Annotated in this window: 13 protein-coding genes; 6 read left to right on the top strand and 7 right to left on the bottom strand. The window is 71.7% G+C overall.

Going from position 1 to position 19,381, the window contains the following annotated elements:
* Positions 1 to 72 precede the first annotated feature (72 nt).
* Complete coding sequence (locus tag ACFW3D_RS05240) at positions 73 to 1,344, top strand: peptidoglycan-binding protein (RefSeq protein ID WP_500501462.1); 1,272 nt, start codon at positions 73 to 75, stop codon at positions 1,342 to 1,344.
* On the top strand, positions 1,341 to 2,297 hold the full coding sequence (locus ACFW3D_RS05235) for an SPFH domain-containing protein (RefSeq protein ID WP_500501460.1): 957 nt from the start codon (positions 1,341 to 1,343) through the stop codon (positions 2,295 to 2,297). Before ACFW3D_RS05240 ends, ACFW3D_RS05235 begins: the two co-directional genes overlap by 4 nt.
* 3 nt (positions 2,298 to 2,300) lie before the next feature.
* Here ACFW3D_RS05235 and ACFW3D_RS05230 read toward each other — a convergent pair whose 3' ends face one another.
* Complete coding sequence (locus ACFW3D_RS05230; RefSeq protein WP_500501458.1) at positions 2,301 to 3,389, bottom strand: LCP family protein; 1,089 nt, start codon at positions 3,387 to 3,389, stop codon at positions 2,301 to 2,303.
* 176 nt (positions 3,390 to 3,565) lie between these two features.
* On the opposite strand from ACFW3D_RS05230, the gene ACFW3D_RS05225 reads away from it, so the two are divergent.
* The 3 genes from ACFW3D_RS05225 to ACFW3D_RS05215 all read left to right on the top strand — a co-directional run bounded on the left by ACFW3D_RS05225 (position 3,566) and on the right by ACFW3D_RS05215 (position 10,015).
* Complete coding sequence (locus ACFW3D_RS05225) at positions 3,566 to 4,699, top strand: PLL family lectin (protein WP_500501456.1); 1,134 nt, start codon at positions 3,566 to 3,568, stop codon at positions 4,697 to 4,699.
* Between the two features lie 296 nt (positions 4,700 to 4,995).
* Entirely contained in the window at positions 4,996 to 8,700 is a 3,705-nt protein-coding gene (locus tag ACFW3D_RS05220; protein WP_500501454.1) for a bifunctional glycosyltransferase/CDP-glycerol:glycerophosphate glycerophosphotransferase, read from the top strand.
* A 115-nt stretch (positions 8,701 to 8,815) separates the two neighbouring features.
* Positions 8,816 to 10,015 (top strand): hypothetical protein, encoded by a 1,200-nt coding sequence (locus ACFW3D_RS05215; RefSeq protein ID WP_500501452.1) that lies wholly within the window; start codon positions 8,816 to 8,818, stop codon positions 10,013 to 10,015.
* A 78-nt stretch (positions 10,016 to 10,093) separates the two neighbouring features.
* On the opposite strand, the gene ACFW3D_RS05210 is transcribed toward ACFW3D_RS05215, so the two are convergent.
* The 5 genes from ACFW3D_RS05210 to ACFW3D_RS05190 all read right to left on the bottom strand — a co-directional run bounded on the left by ACFW3D_RS05210 (position 10,094) and on the right by ACFW3D_RS05190 (position 17,131).
* On the bottom strand, positions 10,094 to 12,232 hold the full coding sequence (locus ACFW3D_RS05210; protein WP_500501450.1) for a 3-hydroxyacyl-CoA dehydrogenase NAD-binding domain-containing protein: 2,139 nt from the start codon (positions 12,230 to 12,232) through the stop codon (positions 10,094 to 10,096).
* The gene (locus tag ACFW3D_RS05205) at positions 12,229 to 13,449 is read right to left on the bottom strand and encodes a thiolase family protein (RefSeq protein ID WP_500501447.1); all 1,221 of its coding nucleotides are present in this window, start codon (positions 13,447 to 13,449) and stop codon (positions 12,229 to 12,231) included. Before ACFW3D_RS05205 ends, ACFW3D_RS05210 begins: the two co-directional genes overlap by 4 nt.
* A gap of 841 nt (positions 13,450 to 14,290) precedes the next feature.
* The gene (locus ACFW3D_RS05200; RefSeq protein WP_500501445.1) at positions 14,291 to 15,526 is read right to left on the bottom strand and encodes an HRDC domain-containing protein; all 1,236 of its coding nucleotides are present in this window, start codon (positions 15,524 to 15,526) and stop codon (positions 14,291 to 14,293) included.
* 79 nt (positions 15,527 to 15,605) lie between these two features.
* The gene (locus tag ACFW3D_RS05195) at positions 15,606 to 16,268 is read right to left on the bottom strand and encodes a response regulator transcription factor (protein WP_018563211.1); all 663 of its coding nucleotides are present in this window, start codon (positions 16,266 to 16,268) and stop codon (positions 15,606 to 15,608) included.
* A gap of 215 nt (positions 16,269 to 16,483) precedes the next feature.
* The gene (locus ACFW3D_RS05190; RefSeq protein ID WP_500501443.1) at positions 16,484 to 17,131 is read right to left on the bottom strand and encodes a DUF3000 domain-containing protein; all 648 of its coding nucleotides are present in this window, start codon (positions 17,129 to 17,131) and stop codon (positions 16,484 to 16,486) included.
* An 89-nt stretch (positions 17,132 to 17,220) separates the two neighbouring features.
* Here ACFW3D_RS05190 and hemE point away from each other — a divergent pair, with 89 nt between their 5' ends.
* Positions 17,221 to 18,264: a uroporphyrinogen decarboxylase gene (gene hemE / locus ACFW3D_RS05185; RefSeq protein ID WP_500501441.1), complete on the top strand. Its 1,044-nt coding sequence runs from the start codon at positions 17,221 to 17,223 to the stop codon at positions 18,262 to 18,264.
* Positions 18,265 to 18,310: 46 nt separating this feature from the next.
* Here hemE and ACFW3D_RS05180 read toward each other — a convergent pair whose 3' ends face one another.
* Positions 18,311 to 19,333, bottom strand: a complete 1,023-nt coding sequence (locus tag ACFW3D_RS05180) for a DUF4349 domain-containing protein (RefSeq protein ID WP_500501439.1) — start codon at positions 19,331 to 19,333, stop codon at positions 18,311 to 18,313.
* Positions 19,334 to 19,381 lie beyond the last annotated feature (48 nt).

Genomic DNA, 19,381 nt, shown 5'->3' with positions numbered 1-19,381 from the left:
ATTCCATCAGATTTACGTGGAAATCGGGTAATAAGGGCGTGTGGCACTCGATCGCGAGGAGTGGTGGTGCACATGTCCACACCGGTGTTCGACGAGGTCGGGCCGCAGCCGGGCTGCGTCTGTGAGGACTGCGCACGGCGGCGGCTGATCCGGGCGGCGACCCGCGCCACGCCCCCGTGCGCGCCACCGGCCGCCGCCCCCGCCGCGCTGGTCGTCCTGGCCACGGCCGGCGCGGCCGTCATGACGCCCGCCGCCGCGGCCGCGCCCGCGGAGGACGCCGGCCAGGCGGCGTCCGCAGGCCGGACCGAGCAGGCGCAGCCGGACCTGATCGGCGCCGCGGTCCCGCTCCGCCTGACCCGCGATCAGATCCTGGAGCGGGCCCAGGGCTGGATCGACGCCCGCGTCCCGTACGACATGCGCCGCCGCTGGCGGGACGGCTACCGGCAGGACTGCTCCGGCTTCGTCTCCATGGCCTGGGGCCTGGGCACCAGCCAGTGGACCGGGACGCTGCCCCGCTTCGCGGAACGCATCGGCCGCGACGAGCTCGAACCCGGCGACATCCTGCTCTTCCACAACCCCCGTGACCCGGTCGACGGCTCCCACGTCACGATCTTCGGGGGCTGGGCGAACGCCGCGCACACCCGTTACGTGGCCTACGAGGAGACCCGGCCGCGCGCCCGGGTGCGCACGACGCCGTACGCCTACTGGGACCACTCCAAGCGCTACGTCCCCTACCGCTACAAGTACCTGCGCGGCGAGGGCTACGACGACCTCTACGACGACCTCTACGGGGACCTCGGCGGGGACCTGGACCTCGGCGACCTGGCCTCCGGCTACCCGGGGAGCCTGTCCTTCGGCCCAGGCGCCACCAACGGCTACGTCACCCGGCTCGGCAAGATGCTGCGGCAGCGCGGCGCGGGCGCGTACTACCACGACGGCCCGGGGCCCCGCTGGAGCGACGCCGACCGGGAGGCCACCCGCGCCTTCCAGCGTGCCCAGGGCTGGAAGGGCGATCAGGCCGACGGCTTCCCGGGCCCCCTGACGTGGCGTTACCTGACCCAGGGTGCGGGGTCCGACATCGGCGGCGGCAGCCGCCCGGCGGCGCCCCCGGCCTACCCGGGCCTCGGCGGCTTCAGGCCCGGCCAGTCGGGCCCGCACGTGCTGGCGCTGGGGCGGCGGCTGGCGGCCAAGGGCTTCGGCCGGTTCTACGCCAAGGGGCCCGGCCCCCGCTGGGGCGAGGCCGACCGGCGCGCGGTGGAGGCGTTCCAGCGGTCCCAGGGCTGGTCGGGCAGTCAGGCGGACGGCTATCCGGGCCCGGAGACATGGAGGCGGCTCTTCTCATGACGATCACCACGCAGGGGAGTCCGGCCGAACTCCCCCTCCCCGCTCAGGCCCCCTTCATCCACGGCGCCCCGGGTCCGGCCGCGGCGGCGCCGCTGCCCGAGATCGCCGAGCGTCCGGGACGCTGTCTGCCCGGCGGCGTCGCCGTGCTCACGGCCCTGGCCGCCGCAGCCGGTACGGCCGCGCTCCTCCTGAGCCCCGCCGGGTCGTCGCCCGCCGTCCGAGGCAGCGCCGTGGCCGTCCTTGCGGCACTCCTGGCCCTGACCGCGCTCGGCCTGGCCCGGGGCCGCCCCGGCTCCGTCTGGATGCTGTCCCGGCACGGCGCCTACCGCGGCACCGTCCGCCGCACCGGACTGCTGTGGATCAGCCCGCTGCTCGTGCGCCGCCGGGTCGACACCAGCCTGCGCCACTGGCGCAGCAGCCCCATCGAGGCCACCGACGCGGGCGGCACCCCGCTGCAGGCGACGGTCCTGGTGGTGTGGCGGGTCCGGGACACCGCGCGGGCCTCCTTCACCGTCCACGACCACGTTCGCTACCTGCGCGAGCAGGTCGAGGCCGCGGTCGCCCGCTGTGTGTCCCGGCTGCCCGCCGACGACTTCCGCGGTCCCGGTCCCACCCTCCGCGACACCGACCGCCTCGCGGACGACCTCACCCGGATCCTCGTCGAGGACCTGCGGCCGGTCGGCGTCGAGGTGTTCTCCGCCCAGCCCGTACGCCTCGAGTACGCCCCCGCCGTGGCCGCCGCCATGCGCCGCGCCCAGGTGGCGGCGCTCGACGCCCGGCACCGCCGGGCCGCTCTGGACGACGCCCTCACCGCCGTCGGCGAGACCGTGCGCGGCCTTCTCGACCGCGGGCTGGTCGACCTCGACGACTACGAACGCAAGGCCCTGGTGCGGGACCTGACGGTCGCCTACTGCACGGCCCGTCCCGCGGAGGGCACTGCGCCTGCCGCCTGAGGCTCAGTTGGAGGTCGTGGACTCCAGCACCGACCGGGGGATCGCGGTGTCCTCCCGGATCGCCTTCCACAGACGGGACGCCTGCGGCTCGGCGGCCACCACGCGGTTGGGGTCGACCTTGTCGTAGGCGACGGGAAGCATGACGGTGCGCAGGTTGCCCGGGTCGAGGCCCTGCAGGCTGCGTCCGAAGTCGGCCAGTTTCACCAGGGAGCCGAGCCCGGAGTCGGTCGTCAGGGAGCGGGTCGCCGAGTCCGCGATCCGGTAGGCCTTGGCGGGGCTGCCGAGGAGGTCCTGCCGCTTGACCTCGTCGAGGGTCGCCAGCAGGAACTGCTGCTGCAGCCCGATGCGGCCGAGGTCGCTGCCGTCGCCGATGCCGTGCCGGGTGCGGACGAAGGCGAGCGACTCGGTGCCGTCGAGCCGGTGCGTGCCGGCCGTGAGGTCCAGGCCGCTGGACGTGTCGTGGATGGTCTTGTCGATGGTCACCGTGACCCCGCCGAGGGAGTCCACGAGGTCCTGGAAACCGGCGAAGTCCACCTCGACGTAGTGGTCGATCCGCACGTCGGAGATGTGCTCGACGGTCTTCACCACGCAGGCCGGACCCGCCGTCGTGTAGACCGAGTTGAACATCACGCGCTTCGCCGACGGCAGGGTGCTCCCGTCGCGGGCGGTGCACTCGGGGCGGGTGACCAGGGTGTCCCGCGGGATGCTCACCGCGACCGCGCTCCTGCGGCCCTCGGGGATGTGGATGACCATGGCGGTGTCCGAGCGCGCGGTGCCGCCGGTGTCGCCGCCCGCCAGGCCCCTGTTCGCGCCCGAGCGGGAGTCGGAGCCGAGCACCAGGATGTCCTTGGCGCCGGTGGCGGGCTTCTCGGGCCGGTCCGGGCCGAGTTCGCGGTCCAGGTCGATGCTGGTGATGTTGGAGTTCAGGTGCGCGTACGCCCACCATGCGCCGCCACCGGCGAGGAGGACCAGGGCCAGGAGCGTCCAGGCGGCGATCCTGCGGATCCGCTGTCCCCGGGTGCGGGAACGGCGTGCCTTCGGCGGTGCGGTGACCGTGGCGGCCTCGTGGTCGGTGTCGACGGCGTGCGGCATCGAGTGCGTTGTCCTTAGTGGTGCGCGGTCGGGGAACCGGTCGCGACGCCCCGCGCCGCAGTGTCCGCCCCTGGTGATCGAGATCCGCGGCAGTGTAGCCCGCACGCATATCATGTGAAGAATTGGGGGTCCGGATCCATGGCGGACCCACGGGGTCGGAGGGGTGGCCGTACGTCATGAGGGGTGGAGCGGCGCGCGCCCGGCAACGGCGGCAGGCCACCCGGGAGACGGAGCCGCATCCGGACGCCCCGGACACCGGGGAGGCCGCGACCGGCACGGCCGCCGGCTCGTGGCTGCTGCGCGGCGCCGACGGCAGGCTCACCGCCTACGCCCCCTGCCGTGACGGACTGCTCCGGTGGACGCAGACCGTCGCGGGCGGCGACGGGTGGACCGGCCCGGACGTCCTTGCCGCGCCCGGCCTCACGCATCTGTCCGTGGCCCAGGGCGGCGACGGCTTTGTGCACTTCGTGGGCCGTCGCGAACTGCCGTGCGCCGACGGCCGGGTGGCCGTGGACGTGGGGTACGCCGTGCAGTACCAGACGGGCCGTCCCCTGACGGAGTGGGTGTCGGTCGGCAATCCCCACCCCGAGCCCGAGCGCGCGCGGTGCCTCGGCGCGCCCGCCGCGGCCGTCGACGCCTCGGGCGTGGTCCATGTCTTCGTACGCGCCGCGGACGGCGGCGTCATGCTGCGGCGCGAGGGCGGGGGCGGAAAGTGGGAGGCCTGGAAGGACCTCCGCGGCAGAGGTGTCCACGACGGGCTCGCGCCCGTCGTATCGCCGGCCGGCGCTCTGGAGTTGCTCGCACCCGCGGCGACCTCGGCCCTGCACTGGATTCAAGCGGAAGCCGGTGGTGAGCTGCGGCGCTCACTCGACATGCGCCCGGCGCCGGTGCCGGGATCGGTCGCCGCGCTCGCGACCGCACCCGACAGACTCACCTACCTCTGGACCGATGCGGCCGGTTCCGGACTGGTCGCCCACCGCCAGGGGGACTGGGTCGTCCCGCTGGGCGGCAGCCCGGCGGCGGACGCGGCCAACGCCGTACTGCGGGCGGTGCTGGACGGGCAGGACTGCATGGTGGTGACCCATCGCGGCCTCAACGGGAACGCGATGGTCGGGGTGTGCCGCACGGAGGCCGAGGCCTCCGGAATGTGGTGGGTGGACACCGGTGTGCCCTGTCTGGGGACGCCGGCAATGGCCGCCGACGCCCTGGGGCGTGTCGTGCTCGCCGTGCTGGGACCGGACGGGGTGCTCCGGGTGACGCGGCAACGCGATGAGCCCGGCCTCACTCTGGCCGACTGGGTGCGTGTCTGAGGCGGCGACCCGCGTGATCCTGTGGGCAACACCACGTTTCCCGTGCCGGACATTTCCGCCGGAATCGCAGGTCAGGCCTTGACCGTTTGCGGGACATAAGATTGTGTTCACCCTGTGAGGGTTTCTTTTTCAACCATCACGGCTTAGGGGGAGGATCGCGGTCCCACTTGCCCGTCGGGCGTGGGTACGCGGCATACGGGGTGGGGTTCGGCGGGTCCGAGCGGCTGATGCCGGACCGTGCGAAGTGTCTCAAGTGGGAGTGATCGGTGCCTGTGCGCCCGCGGCTGAGCGTTGTCGTGCCCTTTCAGGACGTCGAGATCTATCTCGAGGAATGCCTGGAGTCGATCGCCCGTCAGACGTTCGAGGATCTCGAGGTGATCCTCGTCGACGACGGGTCGGCCGACGCCTCCACGGAGATCGCCCGGAACTTCTGCGCTCGCGACCCCCGCTTCACGTTGATCCGTCAGGAGCCGCACGGCCCCGGTCACGCCAGGAACGTCGGGATCCGCGCCGCGCACCCGGACGGCGAGTTCCTCGCCTTCGTCGACGGGGACGACGTCATTCCGGAGCACGCCTACGAAGTGCTGTTGCGCACGCTCGAAAAGTCCGGTTCGGACTTCGTCTCGGGCAACGTGCAGATGATGAACTCCAGCACGAAGTGGCAGTCCCCGCTGCACCGGGGGCCGATGGAGCGTGCGCGCCGCGGTACTCACATCACGAAGTTCGATGCCCTCATCTATGACCGCACGGTGTGGAACAAGGTGTTCCGGCGCTCGTTCTGGGACCACCACGGCATCGCGTTTCCCGAAGGCGTCCTGTACGAGGACTCGTGGGTCAACATGTTCGCCCATTTCCGGGCGAACAAGGTCGATGTCATCACGGATTTCGTCTACTTCTGGCGTCGGCGGGAAGGCGGGGCGGCTCCGTCGATCACGCAGCGCCACACGGAGATCGGCAACCTCCGGGACCGGGTGTCCGCCGTTCAATCGGTGAGCCGGTTCCTCGCCGCGCACCGGTCGCCCGAGTTCGACGTCCAGAAGCGCAAGTACGACCTCGCCTGTCTGAAGTCCGACCTGATGCTGCACCTCAAGGTGCTGCCCGATGCCGACCCGGAGTACCGGCACGCCTTCATGCGCTGGGCCAACGAGTTCCTCGACGAGTCCGACCCGGGCATCGTCCAGGAACTGCCGGCCGACGCGCGCGTCAAATGGCTGCTGGTGCGCGAGGGGAAGCTCGACGAACTCCTCGACGTGATCGAGTTCGAGCGCAAGGGCGGCCCGATCCCCGTGCGCCGCCGCGTTCACCGCTACCTGAACTACCCGTACCTCGGCGACCGGACGGTGGGCCTCGACAAGAGCGCCTACCGCCTCGGCAAGGAACTGTCGCTGCACGGCTCCTTGCGCGAGGTGCGCTGGGACGGGGACTCCGTGGTCATCGACGGCTCTGCCTACATCCGCTTTATCAATGTGCACAAGCGGCATATGTCGGTCAAGGCCATCGCGCTGCGGAACAAGAAGCAGGGCCGTCTGCTGGTCACGCCCGCGAGGACCACGTTCGATCCGCAGGCCACCGAACACTCCAACCAGAACCGCTACTGCTACGACTGGGCGGGCTTCCAGGTCCGGATCGACGTGACCCGGCTGAAGAAGAAGGGGGAGTGGGTCGAGGGCACCTGGGACGTCGCCGCCGGGGTCCTCAGCCGCGGTCTGTTCCGCTACCGGGGTCTGGCACGTGGCGGTGCCGGGACCGCGGCCAACCCGCCGTACCGTTACGTCGACAACAACATCCGGGTGGTCCCCGTCTTCCTGCAGGGGACACTGAAGCTCCGGGTGGAGATCGTCCGCTGCCGGATCACCCGGCACCGCGTCGACGGCAACCACCTGGTCATCGGCGGCGTGTACCTGGGGCCCCGGGTCCCCGAGTGGGGCCTGTTCGGGGTGACCAGCATGGGCGGCTCGGGACACCACGAGTCGCGGGTGGTCTTCACCCCGGGAGGCGACGGATGGTGCACCTTCGTCACCCGTGTCCCGCTGGAGTACCTCGTGCCCCGCTCCCGCTCGCAGGACGGCAGCGGCATCCCGCAGAGCTGGAGCATGGGCAGCAACGGCTGGAAGACCACCCTCCGCGTGGAGGGCCGGAAGACGACCCTCTACCCCGTCATGGCGGAGGGCGTCGAGGACGGTCGCCACCCGATGCCGGCGCGGCTCCAGACACCCGCGGGCGACCGCGAGATCTTCGTCCACCGCAACGGATCCGGCTACCTGGTGCTCTTCGAGCGGGCGATGCTCCCGACGGTGACGCACGCCGACTGGCGGGAGGACGGATCGCTGGAACTCGTCGGCCGGTACCCCGCGGTGAACCGCCTCTCCTCGATCGAGTTCGCCTCCGCCCACCTGGTCGTCCGCTCCCGTGCCCACGGTGCCGAGCGGGTGGTCCCGATCGTGTGGAGCGGTCACGCGTTCCGCTCCGTCCTCACCCCGGCCGCCATGCGCAGCCTGGCGGGCGACATCCCGCTCGCCGCCGGACGCTGGGACTTCTTCCTCAGACGGCAGGACCCCTCCGTCGTCACGGCGGAGGAGCGCTCCGAGGACCTCATGGTGAAGATCGAGCAGGAGCTCATCGGCGAGCTCCCCCGCTCGATCACCGAGGACGACCGGAAGTACGAACTCCAGGGCGAGGCCTACGACCGGCTGTCGCTGCTGGTGCACTCGGCGATGCCGGACGCCGCCCGCGGCCCGTACCGGCAGAAGTTGCTGCGCACCAGGACCTACCCCGCCGCCCGGCGCAGACCCGTCCGTCCGGCCGTGCTGTTCGACGCCTTCAAGGGGACCCAGTACTCGGACAGTCCCCGCGCCGTCCACGAGGAGATGGTGCGGCGCGGCGTCGCGCTGGAGCACCTGTGGGTGGTCCGCGACGACCAGGTCGCCGTACCGCCCACGGCCCGACCGGTCCGGATGTGGTCGCCCGAATGGTACGAGGCGCTGGCCACGTCCCGGTACGTCGTCGCCAACAACCACCTTCCCGACTGGTTCGTGAAGCGCGAGGGCCAAGTGGTGGTGCAGACCTGGCACGGCACCCCGCTCAAGCGCATCGGGCACGACATCGAGGCCGTTCACTTCGCGGACCGCCGCTACCTGGAGCGGGTCGAGAAGGAGGTGCGGAACTGGGACATGCTCGTGTCGCCCAACAGCTTCAGCACGCCCATCCTCCAGCGCGCCTTCCGGTTCCCGGGCGAGATGGTCGAGTCCGGCTACCCGCGCAACGACATCCTGCGCCGTCGCGACTCCGAGGAGCGGGCGGCCGGCGTACGGCGGCGGATCGGGCTGCCCAGCGGCAAGCGCGTCATCCTGTACGCGCCCACCTGGCGCGACGACCAGTTCTACGCGCCCGGAAAGTACAAGTTCGACTTCCGCATCGACCTGGACGACGCCCGTGCCAGGCTCGGCAACGACTACGTCCTCCTGGTCCGCCGCCACCCGAACGTCGTGGATCCGGTGCCGGGCGCGGGCAACGGCTTCGTGTTCGACGTGTCCGACTACCCGGACATGGCGGACCTCTCGCTGATCACCGACGTCATGGTCACCGACTATTCGTCGCTGATGTTCGACTACGTGAACACCGGCCGGCCGATCCTCTTCTTCACCTACGACCTCGAGCACTACCGGGACACGCTGCGCGGCTTCTACTTCGACTTCGAGGCGTGCGCTCCGGGACCGCTCGTGTACACCTCCGAGGAACTGGTCGACGCGATCCACGGCATCGACCTGGTCCAGGAGGCGTACGCCGCGCGGTACCGCTGGTTCCAGGAGGAGTTCTGCGACCTGGACGACGGATTCGCCTCGGCGCGGCTCACCGACCGCATCCTCGCGGCGGGCGGCGACTCCCCGAAGGCCCCGGCCTCTGCGTCGGCACAGGGCCTGGCACGTCGCATCAGGACGAAGGCCATCGGCAACAAGACGTCCGAACGAGCCGCGGAAGGCGGCTACGAGGTCACGATGTGACCGCGCCGGGCGCCCGGCCCGCCCCGCCGAGGGGCCCGGGCCCGGTTCCGTACCCATCATCCGTCCGCGGGACACCCCGTGCCGCGTCGTCGATCCAGGGAGAACGATCCCCCGCATGCCGAAGGAAGCACCGGGAGGGCGTCCCGTACTCAGAGGCATCGAAGCCTCCGGGGCGTTCCCCGTCGAGTACCGGTTCGCCCACGCGAAGAACGGAAACCGCCACCTGGTGGTGGTGTTCGCGAACTTCTCGGCGCCCCTCGACTACGGGTGGTCCAACGGGGTCTTCGACGGACTCCGGGCGAACATCCTGTGGATCCGCGACCGGTTCGACGGGATGAACAGCTACTACCTCTGCAAGGACATGGATTTCGGGCTGGAGGAATCCGTGGCCACCCTGGTGTGGAAGGTGATGGGGGCACTTGACCTGACACCGGACCAGTGCACCCTGTGGGGCGGCTCGAAGGGCGGGAGCGCGGCCCTCTACTTCGGTCTGAAATACGGATTCCGGAACGTCGTGTCCTTGGTGCCGCAGTTCCTGGTCGGCTCCTACGTGGAGCGGTACCACCCGAAGGTCGCCCGGTTCATGATGGGCGAGGTGTCGGAGCGGAACGTGCGGATCGTCGACTCCGCCCTTCCCAACCTCGTTCGCGCCGGCGCCAACCGCGGTGCCAACCTCTACCTGCTCTCCTCCCCGCAGGACGCGCAGTACGAGGAGCAGGTCGCCCCCTTCCTCGGCCTGTTCCAGGGCTACGAGAACTTCAACTTCATCTACAGCGACTCCCCGTTCATCGCCGATCACACGGAAGTGACCAGGCGGAACGTCCCTCCGCTCATGGGAATCGCCCACCTCCTCGTCGACGGGATCGCCCCGCGCATCGGCTTCGTGCAGAACGGATTCGAGGAACCCCGCCGCGACAGGTCCGCGATCGACGCCTTTCTCAAGGCCACATCGGTTCGGCAGGAGCACGCGCTCGCCGCGCCGGTCGTCATGACTCCGGTCGCCGGCCGGCAGGTGCCCGCAGGCGCCGTGCGGATCTCGGGGACCGCGCCCGGCGCCGTCCGTGTCAGCCTGTGGGAGAACGGCCGGTACCTGGGATCGGGTGCGGTCGGCACCGACGGCACGTGGTCGTGGGAACCCGAGCGGCCGTGGAGCGAGGGCACGCACCTGGTGAAGGTCTTCGCCGTGGACGCCCGCGGCTACGAGTCCGCACGGACACAGGTGACCTTCTCCGTCACGCAGGAGCCGGCGGCGCCGGTGTTCCCAGCGCCGCAGGACCGTGAACTGCGCGACGGAATCGCCCGCTTCGCGGGATGACGGACCGTGAACGACAGGACGGGCCGTACGGGATCACTCCCGTACGGCCCGCCCTTCACAGCGCTGCGGCAGCCGGCGTCACGCGGGTACGCTCGCCACGCCCGGGGCCAGGAACGGCTTGCCGTTCACCCGCTCCGAGACGCCCTCACGGTCCAGGTACGGCGTGATGCCGCCCAGGTGGAAGGGCCAGCCGGCACCCGTGATCAGGCAGAGGTCGATGTCCTGCGCCTCGGCGACGACACCCTCCTCCAGCATGATTCCGATCTCCTGCGCGACCGCGTCCAGGACGCGGTCGCGCACCTGCTGCTCCGTCAGGACGCTGTCCCCCTGGACGAGGAGCGCGGCGACCTCGGGGTCCAGTTCCGGCTTGAAGCCGTTCTCGGCGGAGTAGACGTAGAAGCCGCGCTTGCCCGCCTTGACGACCGCCGCCAGGTTCGAGGAGACCGTGAAGCGTTCCGGGAAGGCGCGGTTGAGCGTCTCGGAGACGTGCAGACCGATCGCCGGGCCGACCAGCTCCAGGAGCACCAGCGGGGACATCGGCAGACCGAGCGGCTCGATGGCCCTCTCCGCCGTCGCGACCGGGGTGCCCTCGTCGATGACGTTCTGGATCTCGCCCATGAAGCGGGTGAGGATGCGGTTGACGACGAACGCCGGGGCGTCCTTGGTCAGCACCGCGGTCTTCTTCAGCTTCTTCGCCACGGCGAACGCGGTGGCCAGCGACGCGTCGTCGGTCTGCTCGCCGCGCACGATCTCCAGCAGCGGCAGCACCGCCACCGGGTTGAAGAAGTGGAAGCCGACGACCCGCTCCGGGTGCTCCAGCTTCGAGGCCATCTCGCTGACGGAGAGGGAGGAGGTGTTGGTGGCCAGGATCGTCTCCGGCTTCACCACCGCCTCGACCTCGGCGAAGACCTGCTGCTTGACGCCGATCTCCTCGAAGACCGCCTCGATGACGAAGTCCGCGTCGCCGAAAGCGGCGGCCTTGTCGAGCGATCCGGAGACCAGGGCCTTGAGACGGTTCGCCTTGTCCTGGTTGACGCGGCCCTTGAGCAGCAGCTTGTCGATCTCGCCGTGGACGTAGCCGACGCCCTTGTCCACCCGCTCCTGGTCGATGTCGGTGAGGACCACCGGCACCTCCAGGCGGCGCGCGAAGAGCAGCGCGAGCTGCGAGGCCATCAGACCGGCGCCGACGACGCCGACCTTGGTGACCGGGCGGGCCAGGTTCTTGTCCGGGGCGCCGGCCGGGCGCTTGCCGCGCTTCTGCACCAGGTTGAAGGCGTAGATGCCGGAGCGCAGCTCGCCGCCCATGATGAGGTCCGCCAGGGCCTCGTCCTCGGCGTCGAAACCGGCGGACAGGTCACCGTCCTTGGCGGCGGCGATGATGTCCAGCGCCCGGTACGCGGCCGGGGCGGCGCCGTGCACCTTGGAGTCGGCGAAGGCACGGCCCTTGGCGACGGCCTCGTCCCACGCCGCGCCGCGGTCCACCTCGGGGCGGACGATCTCGATCTCGCCCTTGAGGACGGCGGCGGTCCAGGAGAGCGACTGCTCCAGGAAGTCCGCGCCGTCGAACAGCGCGTCGGCGATGCCCAGGTCGTAGACCTGACCGCCCTTGAGCTGCTTGTTCTGGTTGAGCGAGTTCTCGATGATGACGCTCACCGCGCGCTCGGCGCCGATGAGGTTCGGCAGCAGCGCGCAGCCGCCCCAGCCCGGGACCAGGCCCAGGAAGACCTCGGGGAGGGAGAACGCCGGGATGGCCGAGGAGACGGTGCGGTAGCTGCAGTGCAGGCCCACCTCGACGCCGCCGCCCATGGCCGCGCCGTTGTAGTACGCGAAGGTCGGGACCGCGAGGGACTGCAGACGGCGGAAGACGTCGTGGCCGCCCTTGCCGATGGCCAGCGCGTCCTCACGGCGCGTCAGGAGTTCGACGCCCTTGAGGTCGGCGCCGACCGCGAAGATGAACGGCTTGCCGGTGATGCCGACGCCGACGACCGTGCCGTCCGCGGCCTCCTGCTCGACCTGGTCGAGGGCGGCGTCCAGGTTCGCCAGCGACTGCGGGCCGAAGGTGGTCGGCTTGGTGTGGTCCAGGCCGTTGTCCAGGGTGATGAGCGCGAAGCGCCCGGCGCCCAGGGGGAGGTCGAGGTGGCGCACCTGCGCCTGCGTCACGACCTCGTCCGGGAACAGCTCGGCCGCTCCCTTGAGGAGCTCGGCGGTGGTGGTCACTTGCTGCCTCCGTCGAAGTGCGGGTTCTCCCAGATCACGGTGCCGCCCATGCCGAAGCCGACGCACATGGTGGTCAGGCCGTAGCGGACGTGCGGCTGCTCCTCGAACTGGCGGGCCAGCTGCGTCATCAGACGGACGCCGGAAGAGGCGAGCGGGTGGCCGAACGCGATGGCGCCGCCGTACTGGTTGACGCGCGCGTCGTCGTCGGCGATGCCGTAGTGGTCGAGGAGCGACAGCACCTGCACGGCGAACGCCTCGTTGACCTCGAAGAGGCCGATGTCGGAGATGGACAGGCCCGCCTTGGCGAGCGCCTTCTCCGTCGCCGGGACCGGGCCGATGCCCATCACCTCGGGCTCGACGCCCACGAAGGCGTAGGAGACCAGACGCATCTTCACCGGGAGCTCCAGCTCCCGGGCGACGTCCTCGGCGGCGATCAGGGAGGCCGTGGCGCCGTCGTTGAGCCCCGCCGAGTTGCCCGCCGTCACATTGCCGTGGGCGCGGAACGGGGTCTTGAGGCCCGCCAGGTTCTCCAGCGTGGTGCCCGGGCGCATCGGCTCGTCGGCCGTGGCCAGGCCCCAGCCGGTCTCGCCGCCCTCGGGGGAGGTGCGACGCACCGAGATCGGCACCAGGTCCTGCTGGATCTTGCCGTTCGCGTACGCCTTCGCCGCCTTCTCCTGGCTGCGCACCGCGTACTCGTCGGCGCGCTGCTTGGTGAGGTGCGGGAAGCGGTCGTGCAGGTTCTCCGCCGTCATACCCATGAACAGGGCGGACTCGTCGACCAGCTTCTCCGACACGAAGCGCGGGTTCGGGTCCACGCCCTCGCCCATCGGGTGCCGCCCCATGTGCTCCACGCCGCCCGCGAGCGCCACGTCGTACGCGCCGAAGGCGATGCCGCCGGCGACGCTGGTGACCGCGGTCATCGCGCCCGCGCACATCCGGTCGATGGAGAAACCGGGCACCGACTTGGGCAGCCCCGCCAGGATCGCGGCCGTACGGCCCAGGGTCAGGCCCTGGTCGCCGATCTGGGTGGTCGCGGCGATGGCGACCTCGTCGATGAGCTCCGGGGAGAGCGCGGGGTTGCGCCGCAGCAGTTCCCGGATGGACTTGATGACCAGGTCGTCGGCACGGGTCTCGTGGTAGATGCCCTTCGGGCCCGCCTTGCCGAACGGGGTGCGGACGCCGTCGACGAAGACGACGTCCCTAGCGGTACGAGGCACGTTGGCTCTCCTCAAGGTGCGGATTCGCTTGCCGCGGGCAGGAAATGGCGGCTCCGCGGACCATGCTACTCGTGGGTAACCGATGTGCCCAGTGCGGGTGGGCGGCGTCACACGTTCGGTCGTTCCCCGGGGTCGTCGTGTGCGGGTGTTGTTTGTGGTTGCGGTTGCGGTTTTTTCCCCGCCGCCCGCCCGATGCCCCGGTTCGGTTGGTGCGGGTGTCGCCGGGTCTGTTGGGTGGGCCGGGGGTGGGGCCTCCGGGGTGGGCATTCTGTACCGCATATTTGTGTGCATGGCGGGCGGTCCGGGTTCGGTACCGCTCTGCCGCACAACAAATACACGTCAGCGTCCAGAACGCCCACCCTCCCCCAGCCTTCGGCCGGGGGTGCCCCCACCTCCCCCACCCCCTCCGTATCGCGAGCGACCAACGCCCGGTGGGGGGTGATGAAGGCAAACCGGGGTTGCCGCTAGCGCCCTCCTCACCCCCACCGGCCGACCCGGCCCAAGGACGGGGGAGGGCAGGCGGGCGCATGACGGCCGGAGGGTGGGCGAGGAGGCGGTCCGGGGTTGCCGCAGGTGCGTTACTCACCCCCCACCGGCGTCAGTCGCCCATACGACGGGAGGGGGTGTGGCGGGGTGCGCCCGGAAGCGACGAGCGGCGGACCCGGGACGGAATGATCCGGCAAATCCGCGAGCGCTGAGGACGTGCGCCGGCGCGCCACCGACCCACAGCCGGACAGAGCGCAGACCCGCACTGACCGACCGGGGCAACGGGCGGGCGGCGGGGAAACCGCCCGCCGCAGGCGCAAACGACCCGCACACGACGACCGGCCCGCACAGAGGGTCAGGGGGCCGCGGACAACGAGGCCGTGAGGATGGGCGTGGTGAGTTCGACCTGCCAGGGGCGCGCCCCGGCGTCCTGGAGGAACACCGCCACGGACTCGGCGCCGCGGTCCCGCGGGGGCGCCCAGCACAGCCGGCGGACGGTGTCCGGGGTGATCAGATTCTCCTGGGGGAGGTTCAGCTGCTCGGCCAGCGCCGAGACCGCCGCGCGTGCCGCGGAGAGCCGGGCCGCGGCGGCGGGGTCCTTGTCGGCCCAGGCGCGCGGCGGCGGGGGGCCGGTGTAGGCGGGGCCGGGCTGCGGCAGGTCCCGCTCGGGGATGCTGCGGGCGTGGTCGATCGCGGCCTGCCACTGCTCCAGCTGGCGCCGGCCCATGCGGTGCCCGAACCCCGGGAGCGCGGCGAGCGCGTGCGCGTTGGGGGTGGCCTCCAGCGACGCGGTGACGATCGCGGCGTCGGTGAGGACCCGGCCGGGGGAGACGTCCCGCTCGCGGGCGATCCGGTCCCGGAGGTTCCACAGCTCGCGCACGACCGCCATCTGGCGGCGCCGGCGCACCTTGTGCATGCCGGACGTGCGGCGCCAGGGGTCGACGCGGGGCGGGGGCGGCGGGGCCGCGGCGATGGCCGCGAACTCCTGCAGCGCCCACTCCAGCTTGCCCTGGGCGCGCAGCTCCTCCTCCAGCGCGTCGCGCAGGTCCACCAGGAGCTCGACGTCGAGCGCGGCGTACCGCAGCCACGGCTCGGGCAGCGGCCGGGTGGACCAGTCGACGGCGGAGTGGCCCTTCTCCAGGGCGTACCCGAGGACGTTCTCCACCATCGCGCCGAGCCCGACCCGGGCGAATCCGGCGAGGCGGCCGGCCAGCTCGGTGTCGAACAGCCGGGCGGGACGCATGCCGGCCTCGTCGAGGCACGGCAGGTCCTGCGTGGCGGCGTGCAGCACCCATTCCGTGCCGTCGAGCGCGGCGCTGAGCGCCGACAGGTCCGGACAGGCGACGGGGTCGATCAGCGCGGTCCCTGCCCCGGTGCGGCGCAGCTGGACCAGATAGGCCCGCTGACCGTAGCGGTAGCCGGATGCGCGCTCGGCGTCGACGGCGACAGGTCCGGAGCCCGTGGCGAAAGCCGCGACGACGTCGGCGAAGGCCTCCGGGCTGGCGGTCACCGGCGGGATTCCCTCGCGCGGGTCCAGCAGCGGGACCGGCGCCGGGGGTGCTTCTGTTGCGGTCTCTCGGGCGTCGGTCACCAGTCAAGAGTATCTGTGTACAGCAGGGGCCCGCCGACGGAACGTTCCGTCGGCGGGCGCACCCGGGATATGACTTCGATCAGTGGATGATGCCGGTACGCAGCGCTACCGCGACCATTCCCGCCCGGTCACCTGTGCCCAGCTTGCGGGCGATCCGTGCCAGATGGCTCTTCACGGTCAGCGCGGACAGCCCCATGGAGACCCCGATGGCCTTGTTCGACTGGCCCTCCGCGACCAGCCGGAGGACCTCCACCTCGCGGCCCGACAGCTCGCGGTAGCCGCCGCCGTGGCCGGGGGCGCCCGGTGGGCGGCGCTGCAGCCGCTGGCCGGCCGGGCCGAGGGGCACGGCGCCGGGGCGGCCGGGGATGCCGAGGTTGGTGCGGGTGCCGGTGACGACGTAGCCCTTCACGCCGCCCGCCAGGGCGTTGCGCACGGCGCCGATGTCGTCGGCGGCGGACAGGGCCAGGCCGTTGGGCCAGCCCGCCGCCCGGGTCTCGGCGAGCAGGGTCAGCCCGGAACCGTCGGGGAGGTGTACGTCGGCGACACAGATGTCTCGGGGGGTGCCCACCCGGGGCCTGGCCTCGGCGATGGAGGACGCCTCGATCACGTCGCGCACCCCGAGCGCCCACAAGTGGCGCGTGACGGTGGAACGTACGCGGGGATCGGCGACCACCACCATCGCCGTCGGCTTGTTGGGGCGGTAGGCGACCAGGCTTGTGGGGTGCTCGAGAAGAACCGACACCGGGCCTCCTGGGACATTGGCTGGAAGGGTCACAGGTTCCTTCGGCAGCAACTTCGCCCGGCTTTAGAGAATGATCACGACTTGTTTAGTAACAATTCCGGCAATTCGGACGCGCTGTCGACCAGCGTCGATCGAAGGTGTGAAGATCGCGGTCAACGGGTGTCAGGGCTGGTTGACGGCGGTAAAGCGAGTGGTCAGCGCGGGCGCGGCGGCCCTCAGCGGGTCTGCTGCGGACCGCGCCGCTTGGGCAGCGGCACCACGGAGGGGCCGCCGCCCGCCGGCGGGCAGGGCTCGGAGGGCGCTGGCGGCAGCCCCGCGGAGGTGCACACCAGGTCGCACCACGCCGCGAGGTGGGTGGCCATGTCGGGCACGCCGCCGCTCACGGCGAGCGGCGTCCACGAGGCGCGGATCTCGATGCGGGTGGAGTCCTCCCGCCCGGCCAGGGCGCCGAAGTGGTGCGACGAACTGCGCGAGACCGTGCCGCCCGCCTCGGTGAAGGCCGCGCCGCGGCCCTCCAGGGCGCCGGTCAGCCACGACCAGCTGACCTCGGGCAGCAGCGGGTCCGCCGCGATCTCCGGCTCCAGCTCCGCCCGGACCAGGGTGACCAGCCGGAAGGTGCCGTGCCAGCCCTCCTGCCCGTCGGGGTCGTAGAGCAGCACCAGGCGGCCGTCCCCGAGCTCCTCGTCGTCGACGACGACAGACGCCTCCAGGGCGTACGCGTGCGGTGCCAGGCGCTTGGGCGGGGGCACGGGATCGAGCTCCACCTCGTGCCGTACCCGGGCGCGCAGCAGTGCGTCGACCGCGTGCTGGAACGGGAGGGGGGCGTCGTTCCCGTCCGAGAGGTGCCCATGAGCCGCTGCCATGCCCGGAAGCGTAGGCCGAAGGGGGCCCGCAGTGAGGGAGGACACCCGGTCGGGCGGGTCGCCCACTTGGCGCATGCGAAGATTCGGGGGTGAGTGCGCACCAGCAGACCGCTGCTTCCCCTTTCATCCTGGCGTGCCGGCGCCGGCCCGTGCCGCACACCCCCGTGTGGTTCATGCGCCAGGCCGGGCGCTCCCTCCCCGAGTACCTCAAGGTGCGCGAGGGGATCCCCATGCTCGAGTCGTGCATGCGGCCCGACCTCGTCACCGAGATCACGCTGCAGCCCGTGCGACGGCACAAGGTCGACGCGGCGATCTACTTCAGCGACATCGTGGTGCCGCTCAAGGCCATCGGGCTCGACCTCGACATCAAGCCGGGCGTCGGCCCCGTCGTCGAGCAGCCCATCCGCAGCCGTGAGGACCTGCAGCGCCTGCGACCGCTCGACCCGGACGACGTCAAGTACGTCACCGAGGCGATCGGCATGCTCACGGGTGAACTCGGCGCGACGCCGCTGATCGGCTTCGCGGGCGCGCCCTTCACCCTGGCGAGCTACCTCGTCGAGGGTGGCCCGTCGCGCAACCACGAGCGCACCAAGGCCCTCATGTACGGCGAGCCCGAGCTGTGGGCGGAGCTCCTGGACCGCCTCGCGGACATCACCTCGGCCTTCCTGAAGGTGCAGATCGAGGCCGGCGCCAGCGCGGTGCAGCTCTTCGACTCCTGGGTCGGCGCGCTCGCCCCCGAGGACTACCGGCGTTACGTCATGCCCGCCTCCGTCAAGGTCTTCCGGGCCGTCGAGGACTACGGCGTGCCCCGCATCCACTTCGGCGTCGGCACCGGAGAACTGCTCGGGCTGATGGGCGAGGCCGGCGCGGACGTGGTCGGCGTCGACTGGCGGGTCCCGCTGGACGAGGCCGCCCGCAGGGTCGGCCCCGGCAAGGCGCTCCAGGGCAACCTGGACCCCGCGGTCCTCTTCGCCCCCCGCGAGGCGGTCGAGAAGAAGACCCGCGAGGTGCTGTACTCGGCCGGCGCCGCCCCCGGCCACATCTTCAACCTGGGCCACGGCGTCCTGCCCACCACGGACCCCGACGCCCTGACCCGCCTCGTGGACTTCGTCCACACCGAGACGGCCCGCTGACACCCGTGACCCCGCGCCGCCCGGCGCGGGGTCACCGTGTCCGGCGCTACTCCCGCGGCTGCGCCTCGCCGTCGCCGGTCCCGACCTGCGCGGGCACGGACACCGGCTCCGGGGGCGCGGCGACGGTCCGCCGGGCGGGCAGCACACGGCGCAGCAGCCGGAAGCCCAGGTAACCCAGGAGGGCCAGCGCGGCGAACGGGGCCACCACGGCGAGGGCGACGAGGAGGGCCCGCAGGGTCAGGTAGAAGGCGTGCCAGCCGCTGCCCAGGGCATCGCCGACCGTGGCCCAGAAGCCGTCCTCCTTCTTCTCCGGCGCCTCCTCGACGGCCGGTTCCTGCACCTCCAGCGTGATCGTCGCCATCCCGGTCCGCGCCTTCAGCGAGGCCTGCTGGGCCTCGAGCGCCTCCAGGTCGGCCTGGCGGGAGCTGAGTTCGCTCTCCAGGGAGACGATGTCGCTGAGTCTGGTCGCCCGGTCCATCAGCTCCCGCACCCGCGCCACGCTCGCCCGCTGCGTCTTGAGCCGGCTCTCGACGTCCACGACCTGCCCGGTGACGTCCTGGGCGTCCACCTTGCGGTTGCGCAGCTTGCCCAGCTCGGAGAGGTCCTGCAGCACGCGGTCGTAGCCGTCCGGCGGCACGCGGAGCGTGATGGTGGAGTACTCGAGGCCGTCCTCGTCCAGGCTGGTGCTCTCGTTGCCCACGTAGCCGCCCGCGCCCTCCACCAGCGTGCGTGCCTTGGCCACGGCTCCGGGGACGTTCTTGGCCTCGACCGTCAGTGCGGCCGTGCGCACGATGTACGACTGCGTCAGGGTCGGGGTCTTCCCCGCCCCGGTGCCGGTGCCGGTGCCGCGGTCGCGGTCGCTGCCGGACTTGCTGCCGGCGGCCTCCTCCGCGCCGGGCCGCTCGGCCACGTCGGGGGCGGCCGCCCCGGCCTTGCCGTCCGCCGTGCTGGCGGAGCTCTCGTCGCCGCCGTCGGCGCCGCAGCCGGTGAGGGCGAGGGCGGCGGCCAGTGCCAGAGTGCCCAAGGCGGCGGCAAGTGGTCGGCGGGCGGCGTTGGTTGGCGTGCTCACAGGGCATCCCCCCGGGTCCGTTGCGTCTGTTGCCGATTCGACGTGAGG

Source organism: Streptomyces sp. NPDC058864 (genome assembly GCF_042742985.1).
Taxonomy (GTDB): domain Bacteria; phylum Actinomycetota; class Actinomycetes; order Streptomycetales; family Streptomycetaceae; genus Actinacidiphila.
The sequence above is the reverse complement of the archived record's forward strand: the minus strand, read 5'-3'. Positions and strand labels throughout refer to the sequence as shown.

Excerpts from the sequence above, each read along its gene's own strand:
- ACFW3D_RS05190 (WP_500501443.1), bottom strand. The coding sequence starts at position 17,131 with ATGGCAGCGGCTCATGGGCACCTCTCGGACGGGAACGACGCCCCCCTC.
- ACFW3D_RS05225 (WP_500501456.1), top strand. The coding sequence starts at position 3,566 with ATGAGGGGTGGAGCGGCGCGCGCCCGGCAACGGCGGCAGGCCACCCGG.
- ACFW3D_RS05215 (WP_500501452.1), top strand. The coding sequence starts at position 8,816 with ATGCCGAAGGAAGCACCGGGAGGGCGTCCCGTACTCAGAGGCATCGAA.
- ACFW3D_RS05230 (WP_500501458.1), bottom strand. The coding sequence starts at position 3,389 with ATGCCGCACGCCGTCGACACCGACCACGAGGCCGCCACGGTCACCGCA.
- ACFW3D_RS05235 (WP_500501460.1), top strand. The coding sequence starts at position 1,341 with ATGACGATCACCACGCAGGGGAGTCCGGCCGAACTCCCCCTCCCCGCT.
- ACFW3D_RS05240 (WP_500501462.1), top strand. The coding sequence starts at position 73 with ATGTCCACACCGGTGTTCGACGAGGTCGGGCCGCAGCCGGGCTGCGTC.